General features: G+C 67.9%; 25 protein-coding genes. 12 read left to right on the top strand and 13 right to left on the bottom strand.

Annotation, left to right across the window (positions count from 1 at the left end; genetic code table 11):
* Window positions 1-14 precede the first annotated feature (14 nt).
* Together R2733_04125 and R2733_04120 are read right to left on the bottom strand one after the other, a co-directional pair.
* Entirely contained in the window at window positions 15-3,476 is a 3,462-nt protein-coding gene (locus R2733_04125; protein MEZ5375675.1) for a S8 family serine peptidase, read from the bottom strand.
* Window positions 3,477-3,715: 239 nt separating this feature from the next.
* On the bottom strand, window positions 3,716-4,219 hold the full coding sequence (locus tag R2733_04120) for an ASCH domain-containing protein (GenBank protein MEZ5375674.1): 504 nt from the start codon (window positions 4,217-4,219) through the stop codon (window positions 3,716-3,718).
* Between the two features lie 193 nt (window positions 4,220-4,412).
* Here R2733_04120 and R2733_04115 point away from each other — a divergent pair, with 193 nt between their 5' ends.
* Window positions 4,413-5,627: an ammonium transporter gene (locus R2733_04115; protein MEZ5375673.1), complete on the top strand. Its 1,215-nt coding sequence runs from the start codon at window positions 4,413-4,415 to the stop codon at window positions 5,625-5,627.
* Here the strand turns inward: R2733_04115 and R2733_04110 are convergent.
* On the bottom strand, window positions 5,615-6,592 hold the full coding sequence (locus R2733_04110; GenBank protein MEZ5375672.1) for a WYL domain-containing protein: 978 nt from the start codon (window positions 6,590-6,592) through the stop codon (window positions 5,615-5,617). The two genes, R2733_04115 and R2733_04110, sit on opposite strands and share 13 nt — an antisense overlap.
* A 55-nt stretch (window positions 6,593-6,647) precedes the next feature.
* On the opposite strand from R2733_04110, the gene R2733_04105 reads away from it, so the two are divergent.
* Window positions 6,648-7,331 (top strand): alpha/beta hydrolase, encoded by a 684-nt coding sequence (locus R2733_04105; GenBank protein MEZ5375671.1) that lies wholly within the window; start codon window positions 6,648-6,650, stop codon window positions 7,329-7,331.
* A 2-nt stretch (window positions 7,332-7,333) separates the two neighbouring features.
* Window positions 7,334-7,900 (top strand): GNAT family N-acetyltransferase, encoded by a 567-nt coding sequence (locus R2733_04100; protein ID MEZ5375670.1) that lies wholly within the window; start codon window positions 7,334-7,336, stop codon window positions 7,898-7,900.
* A 5-nt stretch (window positions 7,901-7,905) separates the two neighbouring features.
* Here the strand turns inward: R2733_04100 and R2733_04095 are convergent, their stop codons facing one another.
* Window positions 7,906-8,790, bottom strand: coding sequence for an alpha/beta hydrolase (locus R2733_04095; GenBank protein MEZ5375669.1), 885 nt, complete (start codon window positions 8,788-8,790; stop codon window positions 7,906-7,908).
* A gap of 133 nt (window positions 8,791-8,923) precedes the next feature.
* Here R2733_04095 and R2733_04090 point away from each other — a divergent pair, with 133 nt between their 5' ends.
* Window positions 8,924-10,423: an aldehyde dehydrogenase family protein gene (locus tag R2733_04090; GenBank protein MEZ5375668.1), complete on the top strand. Its 1,500-nt coding sequence runs from the start codon at window positions 8,924-8,926 to the stop codon at window positions 10,421-10,423.
* Window positions 10,424-10,435: 12 nt separating this feature from the next.
* Here the strand turns inward: R2733_04090 and R2733_04085 are convergent, their stop codons facing one another.
* Window positions 10,436-11,971, bottom strand: a complete 1,536-nt coding sequence (locus R2733_04085) for an alkaline phosphatase D family protein (GenBank protein ID MEZ5375667.1) — start codon at window positions 11,969-11,971, stop codon at window positions 10,436-10,438.
* A 42-nt stretch (window positions 11,972-12,013) separates the two neighbouring features.
* Between R2733_04085 and R2733_04080 the strand changes: the two genes are divergently transcribed.
* Window positions 12,014-12,970 (top strand): aminotransferase class IV, encoded by a 957-nt coding sequence (locus tag R2733_04080; GenBank protein ID MEZ5375666.1) that lies wholly within the window; start codon window positions 12,014-12,016, stop codon window positions 12,968-12,970.
* Window positions 12,967-13,704, top strand: coding sequence for a hypothetical protein (locus R2733_04075; GenBank protein MEZ5375665.1), 738 nt, complete (start codon window positions 12,967-12,969; stop codon window positions 13,702-13,704). The genes R2733_04080 and R2733_04075 overlap by 4 nt, the downstream gene beginning before the upstream one ends.
* On the opposite strand, the gene R2733_04070 is transcribed toward R2733_04075, so the two are convergent.
* The gene (locus R2733_04070) at window positions 13,662-14,567 is read right to left on the bottom strand and encodes a DMT family transporter (GenBank protein ID MEZ5375664.1); all 906 of its coding nucleotides are present in this window, start codon (window positions 14,565-14,567) and stop codon (window positions 13,662-13,664) included. The two genes, R2733_04075 and R2733_04070, sit on opposite strands and share 43 nt — an antisense overlap.
* Before the next feature lie 83 nt (window positions 14,568-14,650).
* Here R2733_04070 and R2733_04065 point away from each other — a divergent pair, with 83 nt between their 5' ends.
* On the top strand, window positions 14,651-15,502 hold the full coding sequence (locus R2733_04065) for an NTP transferase domain-containing protein (GenBank protein MEZ5375663.1): 852 nt from the start codon (window positions 14,651-14,653) through the stop codon (window positions 15,500-15,502).
* A 2-nt stretch (window positions 15,503-15,504) separates the two neighbouring features.
* Here R2733_04065 and R2733_04060 read toward each other — a convergent pair whose 3' ends face one another.
* On the bottom strand, window positions 15,505-16,443 hold the full coding sequence (locus R2733_04060) for a ribonuclease Z (protein ID MEZ5375662.1): 939 nt from the start codon (window positions 16,441-16,443) through the stop codon (window positions 15,505-15,507).
* On the bottom strand, window positions 16,440-17,567 hold the full coding sequence (locus R2733_04055) for an AMP-binding protein (GenBank protein ID MEZ5375661.1): 1,128 nt from the start codon (window positions 17,565-17,567) through the stop codon (window positions 16,440-16,442). The genes R2733_04060 and R2733_04055 overlap by 4 nt, the downstream gene beginning before the upstream one ends.
* Window positions 17,568-17,589: 22 nt before the next feature.
* Between R2733_04055 and R2733_04050 the strand changes: the two genes are divergently transcribed.
* Entirely contained in the window at window positions 17,590-18,495 is a 906-nt protein-coding gene (locus tag R2733_04050; protein MEZ5375660.1) for an aminotransferase class IV, read from the top strand.
* Here R2733_04050 and R2733_04045 read toward each other — a convergent pair.
* Both R2733_04045 and R2733_04040 read right to left on the bottom strand, forming a co-directional pair.
* Window positions 18,482-18,892 (bottom strand): hypothetical protein, encoded by a 411-nt coding sequence (locus tag R2733_04045; GenBank protein ID MEZ5375659.1) that lies wholly within the window; start codon window positions 18,890-18,892, stop codon window positions 18,482-18,484. The genes R2733_04050 and R2733_04045 overlap by 14 nt on opposite strands.
* Window positions 18,893-18,964: 72 nt before the next feature.
* Window positions 18,965-19,411 carry an SRPBCC family protein gene (locus R2733_04040; protein ID MEZ5375658.1) on the bottom strand — a complete coding sequence of 149 codons (447 nt, stop codon included), beginning with the start codon at window positions 19,409-19,411 and terminating at the stop codon, window positions 18,965-18,967.
* A 33-nt stretch (window positions 19,412-19,444) separates the two neighbouring features.
* On the opposite strand from R2733_04040, the gene R2733_04035 reads away from it, so the two are divergent.
* Window positions 19,445-20,701: an isochorismate synthase gene (locus R2733_04035; GenBank protein MEZ5375657.1), complete on the top strand. Its 1,257-nt coding sequence runs from the start codon at window positions 19,445-19,447 to the stop codon at window positions 20,699-20,701.
* A 125-nt stretch (window positions 20,702-20,826) separates the two neighbouring features.
* On the opposite strand, the gene R2733_04030 is transcribed toward R2733_04035, so the two are convergent.
* Both R2733_04030 and R2733_04025 read right to left on the bottom strand, forming a co-directional pair.
* The gene (locus R2733_04030) at window positions 20,827-21,522 is read right to left on the bottom strand and encodes a hypothetical protein (GenBank protein ID MEZ5375656.1); all 696 of its coding nucleotides are present in this window, start codon (window positions 21,520-21,522) and stop codon (window positions 20,827-20,829) included.
* Between the two features lie 135 nt (window positions 21,523-21,657).
* On the bottom strand, window positions 21,658-22,590 hold the full coding sequence (locus R2733_04025) for a 1,4-dihydroxy-2-naphthoyl-CoA synthase (protein MEZ5375655.1): 933 nt from the start codon (window positions 22,588-22,590) through the stop codon (window positions 21,658-21,660).
* Window positions 22,591-22,647: 57 nt separating this feature from the next.
* On the opposite strand from R2733_04025, the gene R2733_04020 reads away from it, so the two are divergent.
* From R2733_04020 to R2733_04010, 3 genes are all read left to right on the top strand, one after another.
* Entirely contained in the window at window positions 22,648-23,034 is a 387-nt protein-coding gene (locus tag R2733_04020; protein MEZ5375654.1) for a nuclear transport factor 2 family protein, read from the top strand.
* Window positions 23,034-23,864: a class I SAM-dependent methyltransferase gene (locus R2733_04015; GenBank protein ID MEZ5375653.1), complete on the top strand. Its 831-nt coding sequence runs from the start codon at window positions 23,034-23,036 to the stop codon at window positions 23,862-23,864. Before R2733_04020 ends, R2733_04015 begins: the two co-directional genes overlap by 1 nt.
* Before the next feature lie 427 nt (window positions 23,865-24,291).
* Window positions 24,292-24,693, top strand: coding sequence for a DUF2256 and DUF3253 domain-containing protein (locus R2733_04010; protein ID MEZ5375652.1), 402 nt, complete (start codon window positions 24,292-24,294; stop codon window positions 24,691-24,693).
* Here R2733_04010 and R2733_04005 read toward each other — a convergent pair.
* Window positions 24,669-25,310 (bottom strand): DUF4214 domain-containing protein, encoded by a 642-nt coding sequence (locus R2733_04005; protein ID MEZ5375651.1) that lies wholly within the window; start codon window positions 25,308-25,310, stop codon window positions 24,669-24,671. The two genes, R2733_04010 and R2733_04005, sit on opposite strands and share 25 nt — an antisense overlap.
* Between the last annotated feature and the right edge of the window lie 32 nt (window positions 25,311-25,342).

Here is a 25,342-nt window from a genome sequence, read left to right as displayed (position 1 = left end):
AGCACCCACGTTGATCAGGAACTTTGGGCTCCGCACGAGTTCGAGCGACATGCGGGCGCAGCAGCCAGCGGGCTGCCACCGGCGACGACGATTCCGGTCCGCCCGTTGCCGAGGTCCACCCGCTCGGTGCCGAAGGTCGAACGACCCTGCCGAGACCGGTCCGGGACCGTGGTGGTGGTCTGGCCGTTGGTGGGCGCGCCACTGTCGGGCGATCCATTGTCGGGCGTGCCACTGTCGGGATTTCCGGGTGAGGGCGCGGTGCCCCCTCCAGTGTCACCACCGCCGGTGCCGCCTCCTCCGCCGGTGCCGCCGCCCGAGGTTGGCGGTGCCGTGGTCGGCGTGCCAGCCGAGGGTGTACCGGGTGCCGTGCCGCCGCCCGTGCCTCCGCCTCCGGTGCTGCCGCCGGTCCCGCCGCTGGTCGGTGTGGTGGTCGGCGTGCTGGTGCCGCCGCCACTTCCTGAGCCGGTGTCGGCACCGGCTCCCGAACCACCTCCGCCCGTGCCACCGCCGCCCGTGGGTGGGGCGGTGTAGCCGCTGTCGGCGGTCTGGTAGACGAAACCGTTGCTGATCGTCAGCACTGCGACGCCGTTGCGCATGAGCCGGACCGTGACGGGACCCGCTTGGTTCGACGCTGGAGCCAACGCCACCAGACGCGAGGTGGTCTGGCTGAGCGAGGTCGCCTGTACCGAGCCGAAGTACACCTGGACCGGCTCGGGGAAGGCCCCCGTGAACGTGACCTGCGTTTGTTGGCCGACCGGCCCGACGTACGGGGCAATCGACTGCACGGCGTACTCGCCCTGCTGTACCGGCGAGGGGGCCGGGGTCGTTGCCGGAGGCTGACTCGTGCCACCGTCGGTGCTGCCTCCACCGGTCGAATCGCCGGCACCACCGCCACCGGTGGTGCCACCATCTGTCGAACCACCGGTGCCACCGCCACCGGTGCTGTCGCCGGTGTCGGACGCCGGCGGCGCCGTCGTGGTGGGGCTGGTCGGGGCGGGGTTGCTCGGGGTTGGATTGCTCGGGGTCGGGTCGCTGGTCCCGCCTCCGGTTCCACCCCCGCCGGTGCTTCCGCCGTTGTCGGTTCCCGGCGTGGCGCCACCGCCACCGGTGTCGGGGGTCGACGTTCCACCGCCCGTGCCGCCACCGGTACCACCGCCGGTGCTGTCTCCCGTACCTCCGCCGGTGCCGCCGTCATCGGCGCCGCCTCCGGTTCCGGGATCCGTGGTGCCGGGGTCGCTGGTGGTCGGCTGATCGGTCCCGGCGTCACGAACCGAGAACGATGCAACGAACGGGTTGCCGAGCCGCGTCGTCGGATCGGCCGTTGGCACGGCTTCGAACAGCAAGCCGTAGTCACCGGGCGGGAGCGAGGCCGACAGGGTCACCTCGGAGGTGCCGCTGACGCCGAGGTCGAGGAAGCCGTCGCTGCCGGTCGCGGTCGTCGTACCGGAGACGGCAATCGGGTAGTCGACCAACGCGTAGACCGCGCCGTTCTCGTTCGACAGCAGCGCCGCCTCCCAGCGGTACTCCTCGTCGAACTCGCCGTTCGGCACGGCGAAGCGGACGTTCGACGTGAAGGGCTGGGCCGACGACACGTTGCCGAGCCCAGTCATCGTCACGGCGAGTTCGGTGATCGATGAATTGTCCGGCACGACGCCACCGAGCGCTTCGCCGGCGTTCACCCGTGCCCCGTTGGCGCCGTAGTTCGCGAGCGACGTGGCGATGTCGCTCGTGGACTGCAGGGCGGCGATGACCTGCTGGGGCGTCATCGACGGATCGTCCGACAGCACCAGTGCTGCTGCACCGACGACGACGGGGGTCGCCATGCTCGTTCCACTCATGAAGGCATAGGGGTTGGCCGAACTCGAAACGGGCACGGTCGAGGCGATCGTGTCGCCGGGAGCAAAGAGGTCGACGGCAGTGCCGTAGTTCGAGAAGGACGCCTTCGTGTCATCGGGCGAGGAGGCGCCGATGGTCATCATGTTCGGCTTGTCGTAGGACGCAGGCCAGACCTGAGCCACATCGAGGTTGGTGTTGTCGTTGCCGGCAGCGACGACGACGAGCACACCCTTGGTCCCGGCATAGTCGATGGCGGCGCCGATGGCGGGCGAGGGTGCTCCTCCAGGCTTGGTGCCGAGCGACATGTTGACGACGTCGGCGCCGTTGTCGGCCGCGTAGCGAACGGCCTCTGCGATGGCCGCATCGGACAGTGAACCGTTCACGTTCGACACGTTGAGGTCCATGATTTTCGCGTCGGGTGCGACGCCGGCGACGCCGATGTTGTTGCGGGCCGCGGCGATCGTGCCGGCGACGTGCGTGCCGTGCGAGTGGGCACCGGCGTTGTAGCCCGTCCCGTCTCGGTAGACGAAGTCGAACCCGTGACAGTCGTCGACATAGCCGTTCCCGTCGTCGTCGACGCCGTTGCTACACGTCTCACCCGGGTTGTTCCAAGCGTTGGCGGCGAGATCGGGATGGGAGAAGTCGACACCGGTGTCGATGACAGCGGCAACGACGCCGGCGCCCGTGGCGTGCTGCAGGGCAACCGTGCCGTCGATGTCGGCGTCGAGGACCGTACGCAGGTTGTACGACGCCATCGTGGCGCCGTCGTTCTCGATGAACCACTCGAGCCGTTCATAGGGCTCGGTGAAGAGGGTCAGGTAGGTCTGCTCGACGACTTCGACGGCCAGGCCGTCGAGGGCGGCGGGGTCGCTCAGCGCCACCGAGTAGCTGCCGTCGCCGATGGCGTTGACCGATTCGACGCCGGGAAGGCTCGCGAGTTGCTCCGTCATCGAGGCCTCGGGTGGGAGAGCAGCGAGCGCGTCGAGCTGGCGCTGTCGAGGTGACGGGTCGTTGGCGGCCGGCCCGCCCGCATCGGTCGGTGTCGCATCGCGGTCCGACTCGTTGGTCCGCGTCGGATCGAGGACATCGTCGAGGGGAACGACCGTGCCGTCGGGGTACCGCACGGCCAGGCCGCTCGGCGTGACGACGAGCGACGATCCGGCCGGGGCATTGCTCAGCGCCTCGAGTTCGTCGAGCGAGTTGATCGAACGATCGTTGGTGCCGTCCGTCCCGGACTCGGTGTCGTCGTCTGCACCACCCGACGCGCCGAGGGCGATGTTGCGCACCGAACCCGAAGGACCGGCCGGCGCTTCGGTGTCGATCGGGGTTGCCGCGTGCTCGAGCCGTTCGGTGGTCGGCGTCACGATGAGGTGTACCAGTCCATCATCGGGCAGGACCGGCGCCCCGTTCTCGTATGGCATCACCGGAAGGGTGGGAAGGTCAGGCAGCTGATCGACCTGCTGTGCGTTGCCGAGGTCGAGGCCTGGGATCACCCCGGTCAGCAAGGCCCCTGCGGTCACGACCGACAGGCCCGATGCGGCAAGTCCCCGACCGCCGAGATCGAAGCGCTTCAGGCGCTCGAACCGGCTCGGTTCGGGCGTCGGCTGCGGGGTGATGGCATCGAGGTTGAACTTCTTCACAGGGCTTCCTTGCCGTGGTTACATCCGTTGCGACGCAGGTCGCGGACGCAGCCTCGGAAGGCGATCAGACCGTGTGAGACATCCTCGGCCGAACAATCCGGACGGCCCATTCGAGTGGGTCGTGCGGCCCACACCCAACCGGGGATAGGCGGTTCGAGGCGCACGTCGACCACTGGAACTCAGGGTTCATCGGCATCATGGCGCCGAGAACTTGAGAAGTTTCTCGAGGGCTCGAGCGCTCACGCCCAATCTTCGTCGTAGACGACCTCGAAGCGCTCGAACACCACGCTGATCTCCGCGTGGAAGTCGAGGCCGAGCGCCCGATAGGTCCGTTCGAAGAAGCGGGTGTGGACCTCGAGCCAGTACTCGCGTGACCGGTCGCCCTCTCCCTCGTCGAACGCGAACTCGTCGTCGACCGACGACAGCGGAGCGACCTCGACCTCGATCGTGCGGATCACGGCGACGGGCGTGCCGGCACCGTCGCACGCGATCCATTCGTCGCCGACCTCGGGCATCGGTGCCTGCTCGGACTCATACTCGGCAACCGCGCTGGCCGTTGCCCGTTTCGTCCCGGTCAACACCAGTTCGAGGAGCTCGTCGGCCATCTCCACGGTGTCGCCGAAACTGCCGACATCGTCGAACGGTGTGTCGTCAGGCAGGCCGGCCGCCGCCAGGTAGCGGTCCCAGAAGGCGTCGACCTCGTCCGCGTTCGGCTCGGGAAGGTGCGGAGGGTTCGCGCTCATCGCCACGACGCTAGCGCCCGCACGCCGCTGCACCCTCGACGACGACAGGGTCCTGACGGGTGCTGTTAACAGAGCCGAAACACGGTCGTGATCCTGCTGACCCTTGCTGTTGTGATGCTGACAGCTGCGTGTCGCCGACCTGATCGTTCGCGCCGCGCCTGCCCTGGTTCCCGATCGCAAAGGCTCACACTCGATGGATTCCGGCAACAACGCGTGGATTCTGGTCTCGGCGGCGCTGGTCGTCTTCATGGTCCCCGGCCTGGCGCTGTTCTACGGCGGCATGGCTCGCTCGAAGAACATGCTCAACATGCTGATGATGAACATGGTCTGCCTCGGCATCGTGCCGATCGTGTGGTTCGTCGCCGGCTACAGCCTGTCGTCGACCGGATCCAACAGCCTGTTGGGCGGATTCGACAATCTCTTTCTCTCGGGGATCTCGATCACCAACGAGGACGGCGGCGAGACCCTGCGCAACGTCTTCTTCGCCCTGACCTTCGCCTCGATCACTCCTGCGCTGATCTCCGGTGCGATCGCCGACCGGATGAAGTTCTCGGCGTGGGTCACCTTCGTACCGATCTGGTTGATGCTCGTCTTCGTCCCTGCGTGGGCGTGGGTGTTCCGACCGGGCGTCGGCTGGCTCACCGTACGCGGCAGCCTCGACTTCGCCGGCGGCACCGTCGTCCACGTCGCCGCAGGAGCCGCGTCACTCGCCCTGGCGCTCGTGCTCGGCCCGCGCCGTGGCTGGCCGAACGAGCCGATGCCACCGCACAATCTGCCCTTCACCATGCTGGGCGCAGGGATCTTGTGGTTCGGCTGGTTCGGCTTCAACGCCGGCTCGGCGCTGGCGGCCGATGGCGTCGCCATCCAGGCGTTCGCCAACACCTTCATCGCCGGTGCCGCCGCCATGCTGTCGTGGCTCGTCGTCGAGCGGATCCGAGATGGTCACGCCACATCGCTCGGCGCCGCGTCGGGCATCGTCGCCGGCCTGGTTGGCATCACCCCAGGAGCCGGCTTCATGGGGGTGGCCGGTGCGATGTCGGTTGGTCTCATCGCCGGTGCGCTCTGTGCACTCGCGGTGCGCCTCAAGTTCAGGTTCGGATTCGATGATGCGCTCGACGTCGTCGGTGTGCACTTCGTCGGTGGTCTGGTCGGCGGCATCCTGATCGGCGTCTTCGCCAGCCCCTCGGCGCTCGGTGGTGAGTTCGAGGGCGGGCTCATCGAAGGCGACGGGCTGGGTCTGCTGCTCGAGCAGATCTTCGCCAACGTCGTGGTCGCCGTCTTTGCGTTCGTCGTCACGTGGGTGCTCGCTCGAGCGCTCGACGCCACGATCGGTTTGCGGGTTTCGCCCGAGCAGGAACGAGAGGGCCTCGACTTCACCCAGCACGCCGAGTCCGCCTACAACAGCTGATCTCGGGCCGGGTCGGCGGCGGTCAGGAGGCGTTCCGCTAGTTCGACCAACGCGCTTCGTAGCTCACGTCCTTCGACCACATGGAACGCGTGCGGGACACCGGCCAGCCATTCGCCCGCATACATCGCCGGGTTGCTGGTGGTGCCGCGCAACCGGCACCGGGAGTCGTCGACTGCCTCCAATCGTCCCATTGATCGCTGAATCCACGGGGCGACCTCGGCGGCGGGCGCATCGAAGTCGATGATGACCTCGTGGTTCCAGCCCGTCGCCAGGTGGTTCTCGAGCCACTCGACCGGGTTCAGATCGACGGGAGGCTCGACGTCGACGTTCAGCGGATCGAGGCGACGGATGCGGTCGATGCGCAGCGCTCGCGCCGCCTCGGTATCGCGGGCGAGGCACAGCAGGTACCAACGGCCATGACGGACCACGATTGCCCACGGGTCGATCCGAAGCTCGGCGGTCTCGCCCGATCCGGCGACGTAGTCGACCCGGGCTCCTCGATGGTTGGCAACCGTCTCGACCAGGGCGCTCACGATGGCAGGGTCGGGGCGAGCTGCCCGTCGGTCGGGAGCTGCTCGGGCGTGGTCTCGCACCATCGCTGCGTGGCGAGCGGTGAGCCCGGGTAGGGATCCGATGAGTTTGGCCAGCGCCGACCCGACGGGATCGTCGGCGTCGGCTGCGGCGTGATGGCCGTCGAGCACGGCCATCACCAGACCGAGAGACTCGCCCGCAGTGAAGACGAGCGGCATCGGACGAAGCGACCGTCCGATGCGGTACCCGCCGTGCCGACCCTTCGTCGAGTTGATCGGGATGTCGGCCTCGCGCAGCAGTGCGACGTACCGCCGCACGGCGCGGTCGGTCACGTCGAGACGGTCGGCGATCTCGGCTGCCGTGATGCCCGGGTGCTGCTGGAGCAGTGCCAACGTCCGGAGGACCTTCACGGTCGGGTTGTCAGACGATCCCACGAATCGACCGTAACAGGACGGAAGTCGTCCGGTTGATCCTCTACCGTTCGGCCCCATGGACATCATCCTCATGCCCGGTCTCTGGTTGCCGTCATCGATCTGGGCCGACGTCCAGCGCCACCTCGTCACGCTCGGCCATCGCCCGACCGCCGTTGCGCTCCCCGGTGCCGATGACCGCAACGTCGATGCCACCCTCGATGATCAGCTGGCGGCCGCGCTCGCCTCGGTGGACGCCGCCGATCGTCCACTCGTCGTCGGTCACTCCGCTGCCTCGTCGCTCGCCTGGCTGGTGGCCGATCGACGTCCAGAAGACGTCGCCGGTGTCGTCATGATCGGCGGATTCCCATCGGCCTCAGGGTCGGCCTATGCCGAGTTCTTCCCGGTCGTCGACGGCGTGATGGGCTTCCCGGGATGGGAGCCCTTCGAGGGGCCCGACAGCGACGACCTCGATGCCCAGGCTCGGACTCGATTGGAGGCGCTGGCGGTCCCCGTGCCCGGGGGTGTGGCCGCCGCTGAGGTCGTCTTGGCCGACGAGCGCCGTCGTCACGTTCCCGTCACCATCGTCTGTCCGGAGTTCGGCCCCGACGACGCACGGTCGTGGTTGGCCGATGGTCAGATCCCGGAACTCGATGGCGTCGAGACCCTGGCGTTCGTCGACATCGATTCGGGGCATTGGCCGATGGTGACCCGACCGGCCGAACTGGCTCGGCTGCTCGCCGACATCGCCGAGGGAGCGTGATCATGTCCTATTCGGTGACCGAACTCGACCCGACGACCTGGGATGCCTTTGCGGAACTCGTCGAGCGGAACAACGGGATCTTCGGCGGCTGCTGGTGCACCGGCTTCCATGCCGAGGGGCGTGAGAAGGGAATCGATCGTCGGGCCGTCAAGTTCGAACGAGTCCAGTGTGATCGGACCCATGCCGCCCTCGTGCTCGATGCCGACGGCGTCGCCCAAGGCTGGTGCCAGTGGGGCTCGACCGAGGAGTTGCCGAACATCAAGCATCAGCGGGTCTATCTCAAGGAGCCACCGCCCGAACCAGACTGGCGAATCACCTGCTTCTACGTCGATCCCAAACATCGCGGTGAGGGCATCGCCCGCGCCGCACTCGGCGGAGCGATCGAGCAGATCGCCCGGGCCGGCGGCGGGTTGGTCGAGGCCATTCCCGAGGTGACGGCCGGTCGAGAAGCGCAGGGTCGGTTCCTCTACAGCGCCACGGTCGAGCTGTTCGAGGATCTCGGGTTCGAACGCCAGCGTCAGGTCGGCAAGCACGCCTGGATCGTCAGCCGGGTGGTCGATCCGGCCTGACCGTCCTACCGGTCGGCGAGTCGGGCCGACACCCAGCTGCCGAGCCGAGCCATGGCCTCGTCGGCCTCGGGCAGGAACCCGCCGAATGTGTGCCACACGTGCGGCACACCATCGGTCACCTCCAGGGTGACGTCGGCGCCGTGTGTGGCGGCGCGCTCGGCGAACCGTGTCGAGTCGTCGAGGAGGAGTTCGCTGCTGCTGGCATGGAGGAGGATGGGCGGTAGGCCGGAGAGGTCTCCCCACAGCGGCGAAACGTAGGGCTCACGAAGCTGCTCGGCGTCGGCGTACAGCGTGGCGGTCTCGTCGATCCCGCCGGCATCGAGCATGACCTCGGTCGCAGCGTTGGTTTGGATGGAGTCGCCCGAGTTGGTGAGATCGGTCCACGGCGAGATGGCGACGGCGCAGGCGGGGAGCGGATCACCGGCGTCGCGGAGTGCGAGCAGTGTGGCGAGCGTCAGCCCGCCCCCGGCGGAGTTGCCCACGATCGCGATCGTCGCCGGATCGGTATCGGCGACCAGCCATCGGTAGGCGGCCAGGACCGAGTCGAGCGCCGCAGGAAACCGGTGTTCGGGGGCATTCGGGTACCCGACGTTGAGGACACGGCCGCCGACCGACTCCGACAGCAGCGACGAGAACCAGCGGTTGCTGTGCAGCGACCCAAGGCAGTAGCCACCGCCCCGAAGACTCACGATGGTGGTGGCCGAACCGGCATCGGGAGTGCGGATCCACTCGCACGCCACTCCGCCGGCATCGATGGGATCGATCACGGTGCCGGTCGGGACCTGGCCGATGCCACCCTCGACCGCAGCTCGCTGCTCCTCCAGCGACAGCGATGCGAAGTCCTGGGCACGGAGCAGTTCGTTGATCATCTCGAGTTCTTCGCTCGCCATCCCGGCAACCGTAGGCGCCGGCGATCAGTCGAGCGTCAGAGAAAGAACTCCGTCAGTCGTGCTTCGGGGCTGAGCGCCACGAAGACGATCGACGATGGCAGTTGGTTCGGAAAATGTCCCGCATACTTGGTAGATGCCCGCACTCAGCGCACTCCAGCCCGGTCAGGTCATCGTCTACGGAGGCTCGAAGTACACGACCGTGCCCGAAGCGTTGGCCGAGGCCTTCGTGCCGGGCGACCGGCTCGTCGTGGTCAACGAGACGGGCGATCTGCTGCACGTGCCGGCAGCCGAAGCCGAGATCGCCGCCACGGCGGTGGGGCGTGCGGTCGATGCGTTCGCAGCGCTCGGCGCAGTGGTCGATGAGGCGATCTCCGATTTCTTCGAGCAGTTCGCCCGTCGACTCGAGGACGACACGACATTCGCACCCATCGCCGAGGCCAATGCGGCCGATGTCGCTGGGGCAAAGGCGAAAGGGCGTTCGACCACACGACTCGAGTTGTCGGCGACCATGCGCGCCGACATGGTGTCGGGCCTTCGCAGCTGGCGCGACGCCGACCCGGCTCGCGATGGCGTGATCGAGACGATCAGCCATGTCGGTTGGACCGTCGAGCAGCGGCGCGCCGGGCTCGGGGTCGTCGGCTTCGTGTTCGAGGGCCGGCCGAACGTGTTCGCCGATGCCTGCGGCGTGCTGCGCACCGGCAACACCGTGGTCTTCCGCATCGGCTCCGATGCGCTGGGTACCGCAAACGCCATCGTCGAGCACGCACTCGACCCTGCGCTTGCTGCCGCAGGACTTCCTGCCGGTGCGGCGTCGCTGGTGAACTCGGCAGCGCGCGCGGCCGGGCACGCCATGTTCGACGACCCTCGCCTGGCGCTCGCCGTGGCCCGAGGCAGCGGTCCCGCCGTCGCCCAACTGGGCGCAGTGGCTCGCCAGGCCGGGACCCCGGTGAGTCTGCACGGCACCGGCGGGGCCTGGATCGTCGCCGATGCCAGTGCCGATGCCGATCGCCTCACCGCCGTGGTCCGGCACTCGCTCGATCGCAAGGTCTGCAACACGCTCAACACGGCGGCGGTGGTTCGAGCCGACGCCGATCGGCTCGTGCCGTTGGTGCTCGCCGGGCTCGAGGCGGCTGCGGCCGGCCGACAGGCCAACCCCAAGTTGCACGTGGCCGAAGGCAGCGAGTCGTTCGTCCCCGAGGGGTGGTTCGACGCTCGTGTGGCTGTCGCTCGAGCCGAAGGCGAGGTGATCGAACCCAAGGCCGAAATGATCGGCCGCGACCACCTGGGTCACGAATGGGAGTGGGAGGGTTCGCCCGAGATCACCTTGGTCGTCGTCGACTCGGTCGAGGAAGCAGTGCAGCTGTTCAACACCCAGTCGCCGCGGTTCGTCGCCTCGCTCGTCTCCGACGACCCCGATGCCCAGCAGTCGTTTTGGCACTCGATCGACGCACCGTTCGTCGGCGATGGGTTCACTCGCTGGGTCGACGGACAGTACGCCCTCGACAAACCGGAACTCGGTTTGTCGAACTGGGATGCCGGGCGACTCTTCGCTCGGAGCGGAGTGCTGTCGGGCGACAGCGTGTTCGCCGTGCGCTGTCGTGTGACCCAAGCCGATCCAGGCGTGCATCGTTGACGGGCGGCTCGGTCAGTCGAGCGGCACGGGTGTCGGATCGCCGAGCGCAACCTGGTAGCGCTGCGCCGACTCCACGGTCGAATCGACCAGGATCACGTCCGTCACTCGCCGGTACTCGGCGGTGAGCTGTTGCTCGTCGAACGACAGCAGCAGCCAGCCGTTGTATGGCTCGAACTGAGCCATGTGCGAGTTGAGTAGCGGCAGGAGTCCGGCCGCCGCGGCATAGCGCTCGGGGAACTGCGAACTGATGGGCGGCGCCATGAACTCGGTGGCGACGACGGGCGAGTCGACGTCGCGGCGATCGGGCGAGAACTCGAACACTGCACTGGTGTGGAGGTCGCCCGACACGATGACCCGACCGTCGTGCTTGGCAAACTCGTCCCCGAGCCACCGGCGTTCGTCGGTGTGGCCGTCGAGGGTGTAGGGCAACAACACCTCGCCCTCGCCGGTGTAGATGCCCGACGCGACGACCGGGCTGGCGAGCAGCGTCCATGTCGTCGGTGCGTCGAGTTGCTCGGCGATCCACTGCTTCTGTGGTTCGCCGAAGAGCGTGGTCTCGTTCGCGTACTGGCGTACGTCGACGCCGACGATGCGCAGCCGTTCGCCCAGATCGAGCGAGCGATAGATGTCGTAGGTGGGCGCGCTCGGATCGGGGGCAGGCAAGCGCACCGGCATGAACTCCCACCACGCCTGGTAGGCGGCGGCCCGTCGGGCCGGGTCGACCGAAGCGTCGTAGTCGTTCTCGACCTCGTGATCGTCCCACAGGCAGAACCAGGGATGGGCGGCGTGGCTGGCTTGGAGCACGGGATCGGCGCGGTACTCGGCGTAGCGGTGCCGGTAGCCGTCCAACGTGGTGGCGGTGTCGCCGGTGTGGGCTCGGTCGGGAAGGTTGCTCGAGCCTCCGCCTTCATAGATGTAGTCGCCGAGCCAGCAGAAGACATCGAGGTCGGCGTTGGCGATGTCGACGTGCGCCGCCCAGTAGCCGGTCTCGCGGAGCTGGCACGAGCTGGCGCCGACGCGCACCGGCCGGGTGTCGGCGGCGTCGGGCAGCGTCCGAGTGGCGCCGATCGGCGAGACGTGGTCGCCCGAGCGGAACCGATACCACCAGCGCGAGCCAGGGGGGAGGCCGTCGGCAACGACGTGGATGCTGTGGCCGAAGGCAGCGCTCGTCGACTCGATGCCGGTCGCGAGGAGACGGTCGAAGCTCGAGGTGTCGCTCACCTCCCACACCACGTCGACGCTGTCGGGCAGGTCGCCGACGAGTCGGGTCCACAGCACCACCGAGCTGGCATCGGGATCACCGGAGGCCACCCCGAATCCGAAGCCGTTGGGACCGAGCGGGCTGGCGGGGGAGGGGAGCGGGTCGACACCGGGCTCGGTCGGCACGACCAGCGACGTGTCGGTCGGGGCATCGAGCACCGTGGGTTCGAGCTCGGGTTCGGCGGTTGGGCTGGTCGTCGCCGTCGGGTCGGTGAGCTCGTCGGAGGTTCGAGTGCAGGCCGCAACCACCGTCGCGAGCAGCGAGGCGAGGAAGTGGCGTCGGCGCATCGCCACCATCGTATTTCGATCGTCGTGGCCTACGATCCGGCCATGTCCAACGGCGCTTCTTCGACGGTCACGCACGGAACCCACGATCACCAAGACGATACTCGCAACGCCGAGATCGTGATCGGGCTCAACGGCGAGCTGGTGCCCCGAGCACAGGCGGTGGTGTCGGTGTTCGACTCCGGCTTCATCCTCGGCGACGGCATCTGGGAGGGGATCCGGGTTCACAACGGCAAGCTCGCCTTCATTGACGATCACCTTCGACGGCTCTACGAAGGGGCAGCGGCACTCGACCTCGACATCGGACTGAGCCGCGACGAGCTGACCGATCAGATCATGGCGACACTCGCCGCCAACGGGATGGGTCCCGGCACGGATGGGGTGCACATCCGGCTGATGGTCACGCGGGGCATGAAGTCGACGCCCTATCAGGATCCCCGATTCACGATCACCCCGCCCACGATCGTGATCATCCCGGAATACAAGGACCCCCGGCCCGAGACCCTGACCAAGGGCATCCGGTTGGCGACGGTCAGCGTGCGCCGAGGGCGGCCCGACGTGCAGGATCCGAAGCTGAACTCGCACTCGAAGATCAACTGCATCACCGCGTGCATCCAGGCCACCAAGGCCGGAGCCGATGAGGGGCTGATGCTCGACCCGCAGGGCTTCGTCGCCACCTGCAACTCGACCCACTTCTTCATCGTGCGTGAAGGTGACGACGGCCCCGAGGTCTGGACGTCGACCGGCGACTACTGCCTTCCCGGCATCACTCGGGCCAACGTGCTGCGGTTGTGCCGTCGGTGGGGGATCACCGAACGCGAGAAGAACTTCAGCGTGAGTCAGGTGTACGGAGCCGACGAAGCGTTCGTCACCGGCACCTTCGCCGGGATCGCGCCGGTGACCGAGGTCGACGGGAGGACGATTGGGACCGGTGAACGGGGCCCCATCACCCAGCAGCTCCAGGAGAAGTACCTCGAGCTCATCGCCGAGGCGACTCGGTGAGCGATCGGCCTGTCCGCCTGGCCATGTGGTCGGGACCCCGGAACCTGTCCACTGCCATGATGCGGTCGTGGGAGCACCGGGCCGACACGGTCGTCATGGACGAGCCGCTCTACGCCCACTATCTGGCGGCGACGGGACTCGACCATCCGATGGCGGCGGAGATCATCGCGTCGCAGCCCACCGACCCCGTCGAGGCGGTCGCTAGCTGTCTGGCGCCGTTGCCCGACGGAATCACCGTGTCCTACCAGAAGCACATGTCGCATCATCTGCTCCCCGAACTCGGTCGAGCATGGCTCGATGAGTTGCATCACGTGCTGTTGCTCCGGCATCCCGCTCGCGTGCTCGCTTCCTATCTCGACAAGCGAGAGGAGGTGACGCTCGATGACATCGGGCTGCCCCAGCAACTCGAGTTGCTCGACCGGGCGGAGCTGGTGATCGACGCCGACGACTTCCTGCGCGGGCCTCGCCCGTATCTCGTGGCGCTGTGCGAGTTGATCGGGGTCGAGTTCGACGACGCGATGCTGTCGTGGCCTGCCGGGCCACGGAGCTCCGACGGGGTGTGGGCACCGCATTGGTACGACGCCGTATGGCAATCGACCGGGTTCCAGACCATCGGTCCATCGGCTCCGGCCCGGCCGCTCCCCGCGGCGCCACCGGGGCTCGAAGCACTGCTGGGCGACGCCGTCGCGATCTACGACGAACTGGCCGCTCGCCGGCTCGTGGTGACATCCTGACCCGAGGCCCACAGCAGGTGGAGCGCAAGGCCGGTCAACACGATCGGCGCACCGATCCAGGCGGCCAACGGCGGAGTTTCAGCGAACAGCAGCCAGGTGAGCACTGACGCGCCGATCGGTTCGGCCAGCAGGGCGAGCGAGACCGTGAGCGAGCCGAGCTGTTCCAGCAGGAGATTGAGGACCGTGTGCCCGGCCAATTGGGGCCCGAGGATCATGGCGGCGATGACGAGCCAGGTCTGGGCGTCGTAACCCCAGAGCGGCGTCCGGGTGACGAGTGCGGTTGGCAGGAGCGCAGCAGCGGCGACGGCATAGGCCCGGGCGCCGTAGTCGGTCGTCGACAGTTCCGTCCGAGCCCGGCCGCCGAGCACGAGATAGACCGCCATCGCGACGGCACCGAGGAGCGCCAAGGCGTCACCGGCGAGCTCATCGCTGGACGTGCCGATGTCGCCGCCGGCGATCACGGCGACGCCGAGCAGCGTCACGGCGATGACAAGCCAGTTCCGCCGATCTGGGCGGTCGCCTCCCGCACCCCACTGGAGGAGGGCGACGCCGATCGGCGCGGTGGACACGAGGGTGACCGAGGCCGCCACGGACGTCATCTCCAGCGATGCCAGCCACGACGAGAAGTGCACGGCAAGGGCGAGTCCGGCGCCAACGATGGCCAAGGTCGTGGCGCGGGAGGGGCGCGGTCGGGTGTCGGCCGGCCGGCGCCGCGTGGCGAGCACGAGGGAACCGCCGAGGGTCCGCCAGAAGGCGAGTGCGATCGCCGGTGCCTCGGCCCAGCGAACCAGCACGGCCGAGGACGCGATGGCCATGATGGCGACCCCGAGCAGTGCGAGCGAACGCCGATCGGGCAGGTTCATCGGTGGACGCCCTCCGACCCGGCCGCTCGAATTCTTTGGTCGGTATGCGTGGAACCGAGCCGGCTTCGGCCGACGATGTGAGGGTGAGCAGGACGACGCAGCAACAACCGACCCTTCTGATCATGGCCGCCGGTCTCGGGAGCCGGTTCGGCGGCGTCAAGCAGCTCGCCCGGGTCGGCCCCAACGACGAGGCCATCCTCGATTTCAGCATCATCGACGCTCGGGCCGCCGGGTTCGGCGATGTGGTGCTGATCGTCCGCTCCGACATCGAGGCCGATGTGCGGGCGCACATCGACGCCGTCCACGGCAACGGTGGGCCCGCGGACTTCGTTCGCTACGTCCGCCAGGACGATCTGGGACCGGCTCGCGACAAGCCGTGGGGCACCCTGCACGCGGTGCTCAGCGCAGCAGGTGCGGTGACCAGCCCGTTCTGTGTGATCAATGCCGATGACTACTACGGTCCCGCCTCCTTCCAATTGGCGGCCGACCAATTGGCCAATTCGGCTCCGGGTCGGGGGGCGCTCGTTGCGTTCGAGCTCGGCAAGACCGTGCCGCCCGAAGGGACGGTGTCGCGTGGCATCTGCGACGTGGCCGATGGTGTGTTGGTCGGCGTCGATGAAACCCACGACTGTGAACGGCTCGCCGATGGCACGTTGTTCGCCAAGGGCGGACCAGTGGCCGAGGACACGGCGGTGTCGATGAACATGTGGTGTTTCCACCACGGGATCATGGCCGACTTCGCCCGTCGGTGGGAGGGCTTCTTCGCCGAGCACGGCGCCACCGAGAAGGTCGAGTGCCTGCTTCCGTCGGAGGTCGCCGCGCTCATGGACGAGGGCCTCCTGCGGGTCGAGGTCGTCTCGTCGCCCGAGGAATGGATCGGCATCACCAATCCCGACGACCTCGAACTGGCGAAAGCGAGTCTCGCCGATCGCTGAGCTCACCCTCGTGGGGGCACGGCGATGACGTCGAAGTCGTTCGCTCCGTGGACATCGGGATGATGGACGGCGGCCTCCTCGACGAAGCGTTGCGCACCGCTGCGCCTGCCGGTCGGATCGCCGTGGCCGTAGCGCTGTGAGAAATGGGTGAGGACGACCCGCCGGGCGCCGGCCAGTGCTGCCATGCGCCCCGCCTGGTCGGCAGTGAGGTGGCGGTACTGCTCGGCGAGATCTGCATCTTCCTTGACGAAGGTCGACTCGATGACGAGGAGGTCGACGTCACGGGCGAGGTCGATGATCGAGTCACACACGGCGGTGTCCATCACGAGTGCCATCGACTGCCCGGGGCGCGGCACCGAGACCTCATCGAGAGTGACACGACCGGTTGGTGAGTCGATCTCGCCATCTCGGCGGAGGCGGCCGACGTCGGGTCCGGTGATCTGACGCGCGGCGAGCTCGTCGGCATCGAAGGAGAGGCTGTCGGGTTCCTGCAGCCGGTAGCCAAAGGCGGTGACCCGATGCCGGAGCGGGAGAGCCGTGAGCGTGAGATCACCGATGGTGCCGACGACGCCCGGTGTCTCGATCGGATGGGACGTGAGCGGCGGGTGGTAGGCCGATGCGGTGCACGACTGGAGCTTGTCGTAATAGGCGATGCCGTCGGCCGGGAAGTAGACGTCGAGCGGGTCCGGCACGTTGTCGGCACCTCGGCGGGCAATGAGACCCGGGAGTCCGAGGCAGTGGTCGCCGTGGAAGTGGGTCAGGCAGACGGCGTCGGCCCGGGCGATGGCGATACCGGCGATCGTGCACTGGCGTTGGAACCCCTCACCTGGATCGAAGAACACCAGCCGGTCGTCCCAGCGCAGGGCATAGCCGTTGTGGTTGCGGTGGCGTGTCGGGCTCATGCTGGCGGTGCCGAGCATGACGATCTCGCGTGCGGTCATGCGTCGCGCCTTGCGAGTTCGCTCCGTCGCAGCTTGCCCAGCGCGGTGCGGGGGAGCGAGTCGATCAGTTCGATCCGCCGGGGCGCATACCAGACCGGGAGTTCGGCCCGCACGGCCGCACGAAGCGCATCGAGTGTGGGGGAAGGCGAGCTGGTGTCGTCGTGCGCGACGAGGGCCACCACCTCGTGGCCCCATTCCGGGTGCGGTCGCCCGACGAGCGCGATCTCCCGGAGTCCCAGCTGTCTCGTGATCACCGCCTCGGCTCGTTCGGGCCAGACCTTTTCGCCGCCGGTGATGATCACATCGCCGCGGCGTCCCTCGACCATGAGGCGTCCGTCGTCGGCCCAGTGGCCGAGATCGCCAGTCGGGAACCAGCCGTCGACCTTCGGGTCGGTGCCGTCGCGGTAGGCCCGCAGCAGCATCGGGCCCCGGAGCCAGATCTCGTGCTGGTCGTCGATGCGGATCTCGACCCCGTCGATGGGTGTGCGGTCGTAGACCACGCCCGATCCGGTCTCGGTCATGCCGTAAGTGGCGACCACGTTGGCCGGACGATCGGGAGGAGGAGCGGCGCCACCGATCACGATCATCCGGAACCGATCGGCCGGGATCTGGGCGAGTGCCCGCGTGACGAGCGAGACCAGCGTGGCGCCTCGTCTGGCGGCATCGAGGACGGCGGCGGGGTCGAAGCTCGGGTGGACTTCGAGTGGCGTGCCGGTGTGCAGGGCCCGGGTCACGACCGAAAGACCACCGATGTGGGCGAGCGGAAGGCAGCAGAGCCACCGGTCGGTCGAGGGGTCGGCGTCGATCACCGCCGATGTGGCCCGGGCCGAGGCCTCGACGGCGTCGTGGGTGAGGACGACGCCCTTTGGCAGTCCGGTGGTGCCGCTCGTGGCAACGACGAGGGCGTCGCCCGGTTCGACGGGCCGACCGCCGGTGAGCGAGCGTCGCTCCCCATCGGCTTCGATCACCGCGCTCGGTGCCAGGGCGGCCATGACCCGATCTCGCTCGGCCGGTGGCAGCCGCGGGTCGAGCGGAACGGCAGCATCGCCGTCGGCCCAGACTCGTTCGAGTGCCTCGACGAACGCCGGCCCGCCGGGAAGGTCGAGTGCGACGAGGTCGGGCATCGGTTCAGATTAGTGTCGGGATGTGCATCAGCCCCAGACAGTTTGGATCGACGGCGAGTTGCGCCCGATCGATGACGCCACGATCTCGGTCTTCTCCCACGCCGTCATGCGGGGAACCGCCGTGTTCGATGTGCTGCGGATCGTGCAGGCACCGGGCGGTCCGGCCGCCATCGGATTGCGCCCTCATCTCGCTCGGCTCGAACGATCGATGGCCATGATGGGGATGGAACCGTCGGTGTCGCTGGCCACGCTCGAGCGGGCGGTGAGCGCCGTGGTCGCCGAGAACCAGGGGGCGGCAACGGTCAAGACGGTGGCCGCATGGGCCGAGATCCCGGCGAAGAGCCTGCCGGTCTCGCTCACGCCATCGATCACCATGGGTGCCTTCGTCCCCGACCCGCTCGAGCCCACGATCCCTGCCGCCGAGCCGGTCTCGCTGCGAACGGCGCTGGCTCCGAAGTTGCCGGCCGCCATGTTGCCGCCGGCGCTCAAGGTCGCCGCGTCCTACACGGTCGGAGTGCGAGAGACCATGGCGGCGATGGCCGAGGGCTTCGACAGTGTCATCTTCAAGACCGTCGACGGGCTGCTGGCCGAGGGGACGACCCAGAGCGTGTTCGTGGTGCGCGGCGAACGACTGGTCGTGCCCCCGCTCGACGTCGTGCTCGATGGGATCACCCGGCGCCTCGTCCTCGACGTGGGTGCCTACCTCGGCTACCACTGCGAGGTCCGTCCGGTGACGTGGCCCGAGGTCGAAGCGGCCGACGAGTTGTTCCTTTGTTCGACCAATGCCCCGGTGGCGCCGGTGGCCCGCCTCGACGATCACAAGTGGTCGACGGTCGGGCCGGTGTCGAGCGCCATCGCCAACGAGATCGCCCGGATGATCGCTGACGCCGAGCATCCGCTTGCCCGTCGCTGGCTCACGCCGGTGTGAGCGTGACGCTGAAGGGAACCGGCGAGTTCAGGAACAGCCCGGCGATTTCGACGAACAGGCAATAGCTGATCAACCAGGCCTTGGCCCAGTCGGCACGGCTGAACCGGGCGCCATACTCCCGGCTCAGATGGGCCCATAGGTAAGAGGCCGCGGCGCCGATGTACGGGCCGAGCACGAGGTACGCCAGGTTGACGAAGTGCTGCTCCTCGCTGAGGACTTCGGAGGCGCTGCGGTACACGAACAGCAACGCAAGGGGCACCAACGGGGCGACCAGGATCGGGTGGTACGAACGGGGGTGGTAGCACCTGCGGTAGGCCGCCGGCGGCGGGAGACGCACTGCGTCGGGAGACGGTGGAGGTGGTGTGGTCTGTTCGGTTGTCGCATGTCGTGATTCCATGCCGAGCACTGTGGGCCCGGCGTCGGTCGTGGCGGAATGGGGACTGCGACCCGTGAGCTCGTTGGCGAGGTCTCAGGTGTTGTTGGCGACGTAGGTGTGCAAACCGCCGATGGCCGAGTCGATCGCCCCGCCCAGGATGGTGTCGAGGACGCCGCTCCAGAGGTCGCCGTCGTAGTTCAGGGTGACGTCGATGGTGCTGTGGTCGGATTCGTGACCGTCGGTCACCGCCGCCTGCATGATCCACGCCGAGTGGTCCTTGCCGTCGAGTTCGCGCCGCTCGAAGCGGACCAGCGTGGGTGCGTCGTCGACCACCCGGACCATGCGCAGCCGCTTGCTCCTCGCGAACGGGCCGACCTTGGCCCGGAGCGTGACCCACCATGCGAGCCCGTCGCCGTTCGACTCGGCGACCTCGACCCGGTGGATGAGGCTGAGCCAGTGCTCGTAGGTGCTGAGGTCGGCGACGATCGGATAGACCTTCGGCGGCGTGGCGGGGGCGGTGGTGCTGATCGTTCGATCCACGGAGACCAGTCTGCCGCTTCTACGCTCCATCAGGTGATCTCTCCGATGAACACCCGTCGGCTGCCGCCCGAGCTTGCCGGCGACCACCACCGCTTCGATCCGTTCATGGCCGGGTCCCGCTCGGGTTTGTTGTACGCCCACGGCGACTTCGCGCTCGCCGGGGTCGGCGAGGCTGGTCGGATCCCGATCGAGCGACCGGATGGTGCGGCGCAGGCCCAGGCCATGCTCAGCGTGTTGACCGGCGCCGACGAGGTCGACGTGCCCGGCTCGGGGGCGGTGGCCTTCGGCGCGTTCCCGTTCGATCGGTCGGCGCCCGGCGAACTGATCGTTCCGGAGGTCGTACTCGGGCGAGGCCCGGAAGGGCGGCGGTGGCTGACGACGTCGGAGGACATGACCGACGCCGAGGCGGTCGAGCGGCTCGAGGCATCGGCGCTCGACGCCGATCGTCGCGCGGCCGCAACGCAGGCGACGTCGTACACCCTCACGTCGCCGATGACGCCCGAGGTATGGCGCGACGCCGTGGTTGGCGGGGCGCTCGAACACATTCGCTCCGGCGACGTCGAGAAAGTCGTCATGGCTCGCGAGCTGCGGCTCGAGACCGATCAGCCCGTCGATACGGCGGCGGTGCTCGAGCGGCTGCGTCAATCGTTTCGGGCCGCCATCCTGTTCTCGATCGACGGGTTCATCGGTGCGTCCCCGGAACTGCTCGCCGGTCGGAGCAATGACATCGTGCGGGCACATCCGTTGGCTGGCACCGCACCCCGCTCGTCGGACCCCGAAGCCGATGCCCGCCTGGCCGCCGGCTTGCTGGCGTCCGACAAGAACCGCTGGGAGCACCGCATCACCATCGACTGGTTACTCGACACCCTCCTGCCGTTCTGTAGCTATGTCGACGCCGAGCCCGAGCCGTCGATCGTCACGCTCGCCAACGTCCACCATCTCGGCACGCGCGTCGAAGGCCGGTTGTCGTCACCGCCCGCCTCGATCCTCGAGCTCGTGGCGGCGCTGCATCCGACGCCGGCCGTCGGCGGCAACCCCCAGGGGCGGGCGCTCGAGATCATCTCCGAACTCGAGGGCCTCGAGCGGGGCCGCTACGCCGGTCCGGCTGGTTGGGTCGACGGCGCAGGCAACGGTGCCTTCGCCGTGGCGCTGCGTTCCGCCGAGGTGTCGGGCACCAGCGCCCGCTTCTGCGCCGGTGTCGGCGTGGTGGCCGACTCCGACCCCGAAGCCGAGCTGGCCGAAACCCGCTCCAAGTTCCAAGCCATGCTTTCCGCCCTCGTCCGCCCCTGACCCCCACCCGAACTGTGCGTCAAACCCACCGCCCAACCCGAACTGTGCGCCAAACTTCCCGACTGCGGGAACTTTGACGCACAGAACGGGGAACGCGAGGACTTTGACGCACAGAATGGGTTCGATCAGCGGTACCAGACCGACGCGACGGTGAAGCCGAGGTCCTCGACGGCCGCCCGACGTCGCTCGTCGTCGAATCCGACGGGCACGACGACGAGGGCACATTCGCCATCGACCGCCCGGGCGTAGGCAGCGAGCGAGTCCCGTTCGCCGTCCCATGTGGAGACGAGCGCCACCGGCCCGCCAGGGTCATAGACCGGCGGTGCCGGGACGATCGAGGCGACGGGCAGGTCACCGCTCGCAGCGGCGGGTGAGGCGAAGGTTGCGACCAGTGCCGGGTCGGCGACCCACCACTCCTCGTAGGGCACCAGTGCACAAGTGTCGAGGAGCGCCCGCTGCTCGACATCACGGCTGGCACACACCACGGAGATGCCAGCTCCCAGCTGTTCGCGAGCATGTTCGAGGAGGGCTCGCCCAACCGTCGACCAAGCGCCGGGGCCGGAGACGGCGAAGTCGTCGATGAGCCACGCGCCATCGCGTGGTGTGGCAATCAGGACACCGTCGACGTCGGCCGTCGTCAAACCGACGTTGGCGTCGTCACTCAGCAACCACTGCAGAAACAGCTCGTGCACCTCGACGGCACCGGCCGCCGTTCGCCAGAATTGTGGCGACCACTCGGCGAGCTGTCGACGCTTGGCCGCCAGCAGCGCCTCGACGGCAGCCACATCGTCGGACTCGAGCCTTCGAACGGTGTTCGCCATCCCCCCATTCTGTGCGCCAAACCCACCGCCAAACCCGTTCTGTGCGTCAAACTTTCCGGCTGCGGGAACTCTGACGCACAGAACGGGGAACGCGGGGAGTTTGACGCACAGAAACTTGGGTCGGGGGTGGTCGGGTCAGAAGTAGTAGGGGAAGGCGCTCCAGTTGGGGTCACGCTTCTCGAGGAAGGCGTCGCGGCCCTCTTGGGCCTCGTCGGTCATATAGGCGAGTCGGGTGGCTTCGCCGGCGAAGACCTGCTGGCCGACCATGCCGTCGTCGACCATGTTGAGCGCGTACTTTGCCATGCGCTGGGCGGTCGGCGACTTGCGGCAGACCTCGGCCGCCCACTCCAGAGCAAACGTCTCGAGCTCGGCGTGATCGACGACCGCGTTCACCACGCCCTGGGCGTGAGCTTCGTCGGCGGTATAGGTCTTGCCGAGGAAGAAGATCTCACGAGCGAACTTCTGGCCGACCTGACGAGCGAGGAGCGCCGATCCAAAGCCGCCGTCGAAGCTGGCGACGTCGGTGTCGGTCTGCTTGAAGCGAGCGTGCTGGCGGCTCGCGATCGTGAGGTCGCAGACGACATGCAGGCTGTGGCCGCCGCCCGCCGCCCATCCTGGCACCACGCAGATGACCACCTTCGGCATCATGCGGATGAGCCGCTGGACTTCGAGGATGTGCAGACGACCGGCACGACCCGGATCGATGGCTTCGGCCGTCTCGCTGGTCTCACCTTCGGCCTGGTACTTGTAGCCGTCCTTGCCCCGGATCCGCTGGTCGCCACCGGAGCAGAAGGCCCAACCGCCGTCCTTCGACGACGGACCGTTGCCGGTGAGGAGCACACAACCGACATCGGACGACATGCGGGCGTGGTCGAGCGCCCGGTAAAGCTCGTCGACGGTGTGCGGCCGGAACGCATTGCGGATGTCCGGCCGGTCGAAGGCGACGCGGACGGCCGGGACGTGCTTGGCCCGGTGGTAGGTGATGTCGGTGAACTCGAAGCCCGGCACCTCGTCCCACAGCTCGGGGTCGAAGATCTCGGATACGGCGTTCGGTGCGCTCTCGGTCATGGAGCGACAGGGTACGTGATGCCTCCACCAAGCCCGTAGCTCTGGAAGACTCGGTACATGCTCACGACCGACGACCGGCTGGAACTGCACGAGCTGCCCGGGCGCTATGGCGACGCGATCGACGATCGCGACTGGGAGGCCTTGCACCGCATCTTCACCGACGACGCCGTCTTCGACCTGACCGACCTGGGCGTGCCGCTTCTCGTGGGCATCGAGGAGATCAAGCGGTTCATGGACGAGGATGCCCGGCATCCCCGAACGCACATGATGACCAACATCTACGTCGACGAGACCGACGACGGGGTCAAGCTCGCCTTCCGCATCGTCGCCCTCCAGCCAAAGGGCCTCACCGGTACCGCTTCGTACTACGACGACGTGGTCAAGACACCTGACGGGTGGCGGGTCCGACACCGAGTGACCACGCTGCGCAGGAGACCACGCTGATGGAGCTGGACGATCGGCAGCGGGACAACCTCGCCAACTGGAGCGACCGGGCCCGTGTCCACGCTGCCTCGCAGGACTACGGCGTCGATCGGTTTGCCACCGATCCCGAACATCTCAGCGACGTCGTCCGCTTCGATGCCACTCGTATCGGCGATCTCGCCGGGCTCGACGTCGCCCACCTCCAATGCCACATCGGCACCGACACGGTGTCACTGGCTCGCCTCGGTGCTCGGGTGATCGGGCTCGACTTCTCCGAGGTGGCGATCGAGTCGGCACGGGCGTTGGCCGCGGCAGCTGGCGTCGAGGCCGAGTTCGTCGTCGCCAATGTGTACGACGCCAGCACCGCCATCGGTCGCACGGTCGATCTGGTCTACACCAGTGTCGGCGTCATCAACTGGGTGGCCGATCTCGATCGGTGGGCGGCGGCCATCGCCGGGCTCCTCGACCCCGGCGGGCGCTTCTACCTCCGGGACATGCACCCGTCGCTGTGGACCTTCGAGGAGATCGACGGCGTCATTGCGCCGCACTACCGGACGCTTCGGGCCTCCGGCGAGCCGTTCACCTTCGACCAAGCGCTGACCTATACCGACGGCGACCACTCACAGATCCTCAACACTCGCCATCACGAGTGGTTCCACTCCTTCGCCGACATCATCAACGCGCTCGTCGGCGCCGGTTTGAGCGTCACCAGGCTCGAGGAACACGCCGGGCTGGACTGGCCGATCGGTCCCTCCGCCGTGCTCGAGGGCACGCAGTTCTACCTCCCGGGCGAGCTCCGTCATCAGGTGCCACAGATGTTCTCCCTGTGGGCCGAACGATCGACGACCTGACGTTCACCGATGCCGTCGCCGAGGTGATGGGTGAGCGCCCCGGAACCGTCAAGTCCCTCGTCCACGTGTCGCCGTCTTCCCGGCCGAGTTCACCAGCAGCGAGAACTTCCATGTCGCGGCGCTCGACGCCCTTCCGGAGCTCGAAACGTTGGGCGACGACGTTGCGGTCTACTCGATTGCCGCAACGGAGGGGCCCGACGGGCCAGCTGATCCGTGGCCTTCAGGCGACGAGTGGCCCTTCACTCGTCTCGCTCCCGAGTCGGGCAGCCCGCTGCTCGGCCTCGAGGCCTAACCCCAAACCGTGGTCCTCGGTCTCGGCAACGAAGTGCTGGGATCGTTCGTCGGCTTCGATGACTACGCCGAGCACCTCGCCGAGGCCGGCGTCGACGGTTAGCCCGCAGCCGCCTCGCCGCATCAGACTGGGTCGGTGCCGATTCGTCGTCCCGAACCCAAGACGTGTGCCGTGTGCGGGCGCACGATCGAGTGGCGCAAGAAGTGGGAGCGCTCGTGGGATGAGGTCCGCTACTGCGGCGAGAAGTGCCGGCGGCAACGGCTCGGCGATGTCGACCGTCAACTCGAGCGGTCTATCGTCGAGTTGCTGGGGCGTCGGGCCGCTGATTCGACGATCTGCCCGTCCGAGGCCGCCCGAGCTGTCGACCCAGACGGGTGGCGTTCGCTGATGGAGCGAGCCCGATCGGCGGCTCGACGCCTGGTGGCGAGCGAGCAGGTGATCATCACCCAACGAGGACGAGTGGTCGACTCCTCCACCGCGAAGGGGCCGATCCGCATCGGTCGGGGCCGGGCCTACGGCAGCGACTCGCAGGCCTGACCGTCGTCGTTCCCGTCGAGATTGGCGATATCGCCGTGCTGAGGGAAGTGATGATCGAACCAGGCTTGGGCCTCGGCCTGGGTCGCGAAGTCGCCGCAGTCGACGGCGTCACCCGGATTGGTGGGAGCTTGTTCGGCGAACGGGTAGTTCACGATGAACTCGTCGTTGGCGACGACCCAGCGCACCACGAGGTGTTGCGCCAACCCGCCGTTCATCTGCCCCAGCCAGTACTCGAAGCCCTCGGCGTCAGGGGTGCGTCCGAGCATGTTGTCGTAGAGCAGGGTGAGGAAGTCCTCGTTGCTGAGGGTCCCGTAGCTCGCGATGAACTCGTCGGACTGGGCGAAGCCGTAGGCGAGATCGTCGAGCGTCGAACCGGCCCGAGTCTGCGAGATCCAGTACTTGGCGCCGGGAACATCGGGCTCGCGGTTCAGAAATGCCTGATACAGGCGGAGGGTGTCGGCATCGGACTGCTGGTAGTCAACGGCGGAGACGATGTCGGCCAACGTGGTCGCATTGGCGACATAGCCGTTCGTCGGGAGGGCCGACGCCGCCGTTGCGCCGAGTGTGATGGACAGTGACACCAGGGCTGTGACCAGCCCGAACTTTGCTCGAATCATCCGGCGACCGTAGCGGCAGCCACGGCGGCGGC

This window comes from Acidimicrobiales bacterium (genome assembly GCA_041394265.1).
Lineage (GTDB): Bacteria > Actinomycetota > Acidimicrobiia > Acidimicrobiales > SZUA-35 > JBBQUN01.
The sequence above is the reverse complement of the archived record's forward strand: the minus strand, read 5'-3'. Positions and strand labels throughout refer to the sequence as shown.

Excerpts from the sequence above, each read along its gene's own strand:
- R2733_04085 (MEZ5375667.1), bottom strand. The coding sequence starts at position 11,971 with ATGCGCCGACGCCACTTCCTCGCCTCGCTGCTCGCGACGGTGGTTGCG.
- R2733_04060 (MEZ5375662.1), bottom strand. The coding sequence starts at position 16,443 with ATGACCGCACGCGAGATCGTCATGCTCGGCACCGCCAGCATGAGCCCG.
- R2733_04015 (MEZ5375653.1), top strand. The coding sequence starts at position 23,034 with ATGGAGCTGGACGATCGGCAGCGGGACAACCTCGCCAACTGGAGCGAC.
- R2733_04055 (MEZ5375661.1), bottom strand. The coding sequence starts at position 17,567 with ATGCCCGACCTCGTCGCACTCGACCTTCCCGGCGGGCCGGCGTTCGTC.
- R2733_04005 (MEZ5375651.1), bottom strand. The coding sequence starts at position 25,310 with ATGATTCGAGCAAAGTTCGGGCTGGTCACAGCCCTGGTGTCACTGTCC.
- R2733_04020 (MEZ5375654.1), top strand. The coding sequence starts at position 22,648 with ATGCTCACGACCGACGACCGGCTGGAACTGCACGAGCTGCCCGGGCGC.
- R2733_04080 (MEZ5375666.1), top strand. The coding sequence starts at position 12,014 with ATGTCCAACGGCGCTTCTTCGACGGTCACGCACGGAACCCACGATCAC.
- R2733_04100 (MEZ5375670.1), top strand. The coding sequence starts at position 7,334 with ATGTCCTATTCGGTGACCGAACTCGACCCGACGACCTGGGATGCCTTT.
- R2733_04030 (MEZ5375656.1), bottom strand. The coding sequence starts at position 21,522 with ATGGCGAACACCGTTCGAAGGCTCGAGTCCGACGATGTGGCTGCCGTC.
- R2733_04090 (MEZ5375668.1), top strand. The coding sequence starts at position 8,924 with ATGCCCGCACTCAGCGCACTCCAGCCCGGTCAGGTCATCGTCTACGGA.
- R2733_04070 (MEZ5375664.1), bottom strand. The coding sequence starts at position 14,567 with ATGAACCTGCCCGATCGGCGTTCGCTCGCACTGCTCGGGGTCGCCATC.
- R2733_04045 (MEZ5375659.1), bottom strand. The coding sequence starts at position 18,892 with ATGGAATCACGACATGCGACAACCGAACAGACCACACCACCTCCACCG.
- R2733_04120 (MEZ5375674.1), bottom strand. The coding sequence starts at position 4,219 with ATGAGCGCGAACCCTCCGCACCTTCCCGAGCCGAACGCGGACGAGGTC.
- R2733_04025 (MEZ5375655.1), bottom strand. The coding sequence starts at position 22,590 with ATGACCGAGAGCGCACCGAACGCCGTATCCGAGATCTTCGACCCCGAG.
- R2733_04105 (MEZ5375671.1), top strand. The coding sequence starts at position 6,648 with ATGGACATCATCCTCATGCCCGGTCTCTGGTTGCCGTCATCGATCTGG.
- R2733_04095 (MEZ5375669.1), bottom strand. The coding sequence starts at position 8,790 with ATGGCGAGCGAAGAACTCGAGATGATCAACGAACTGCTCCGTGCCCAG.
- R2733_04115 (MEZ5375673.1), top strand. The coding sequence starts at position 4,413 with ATGGATTCCGGCAACAACGCGTGGATTCTGGTCTCGGCGGCGCTGGTC.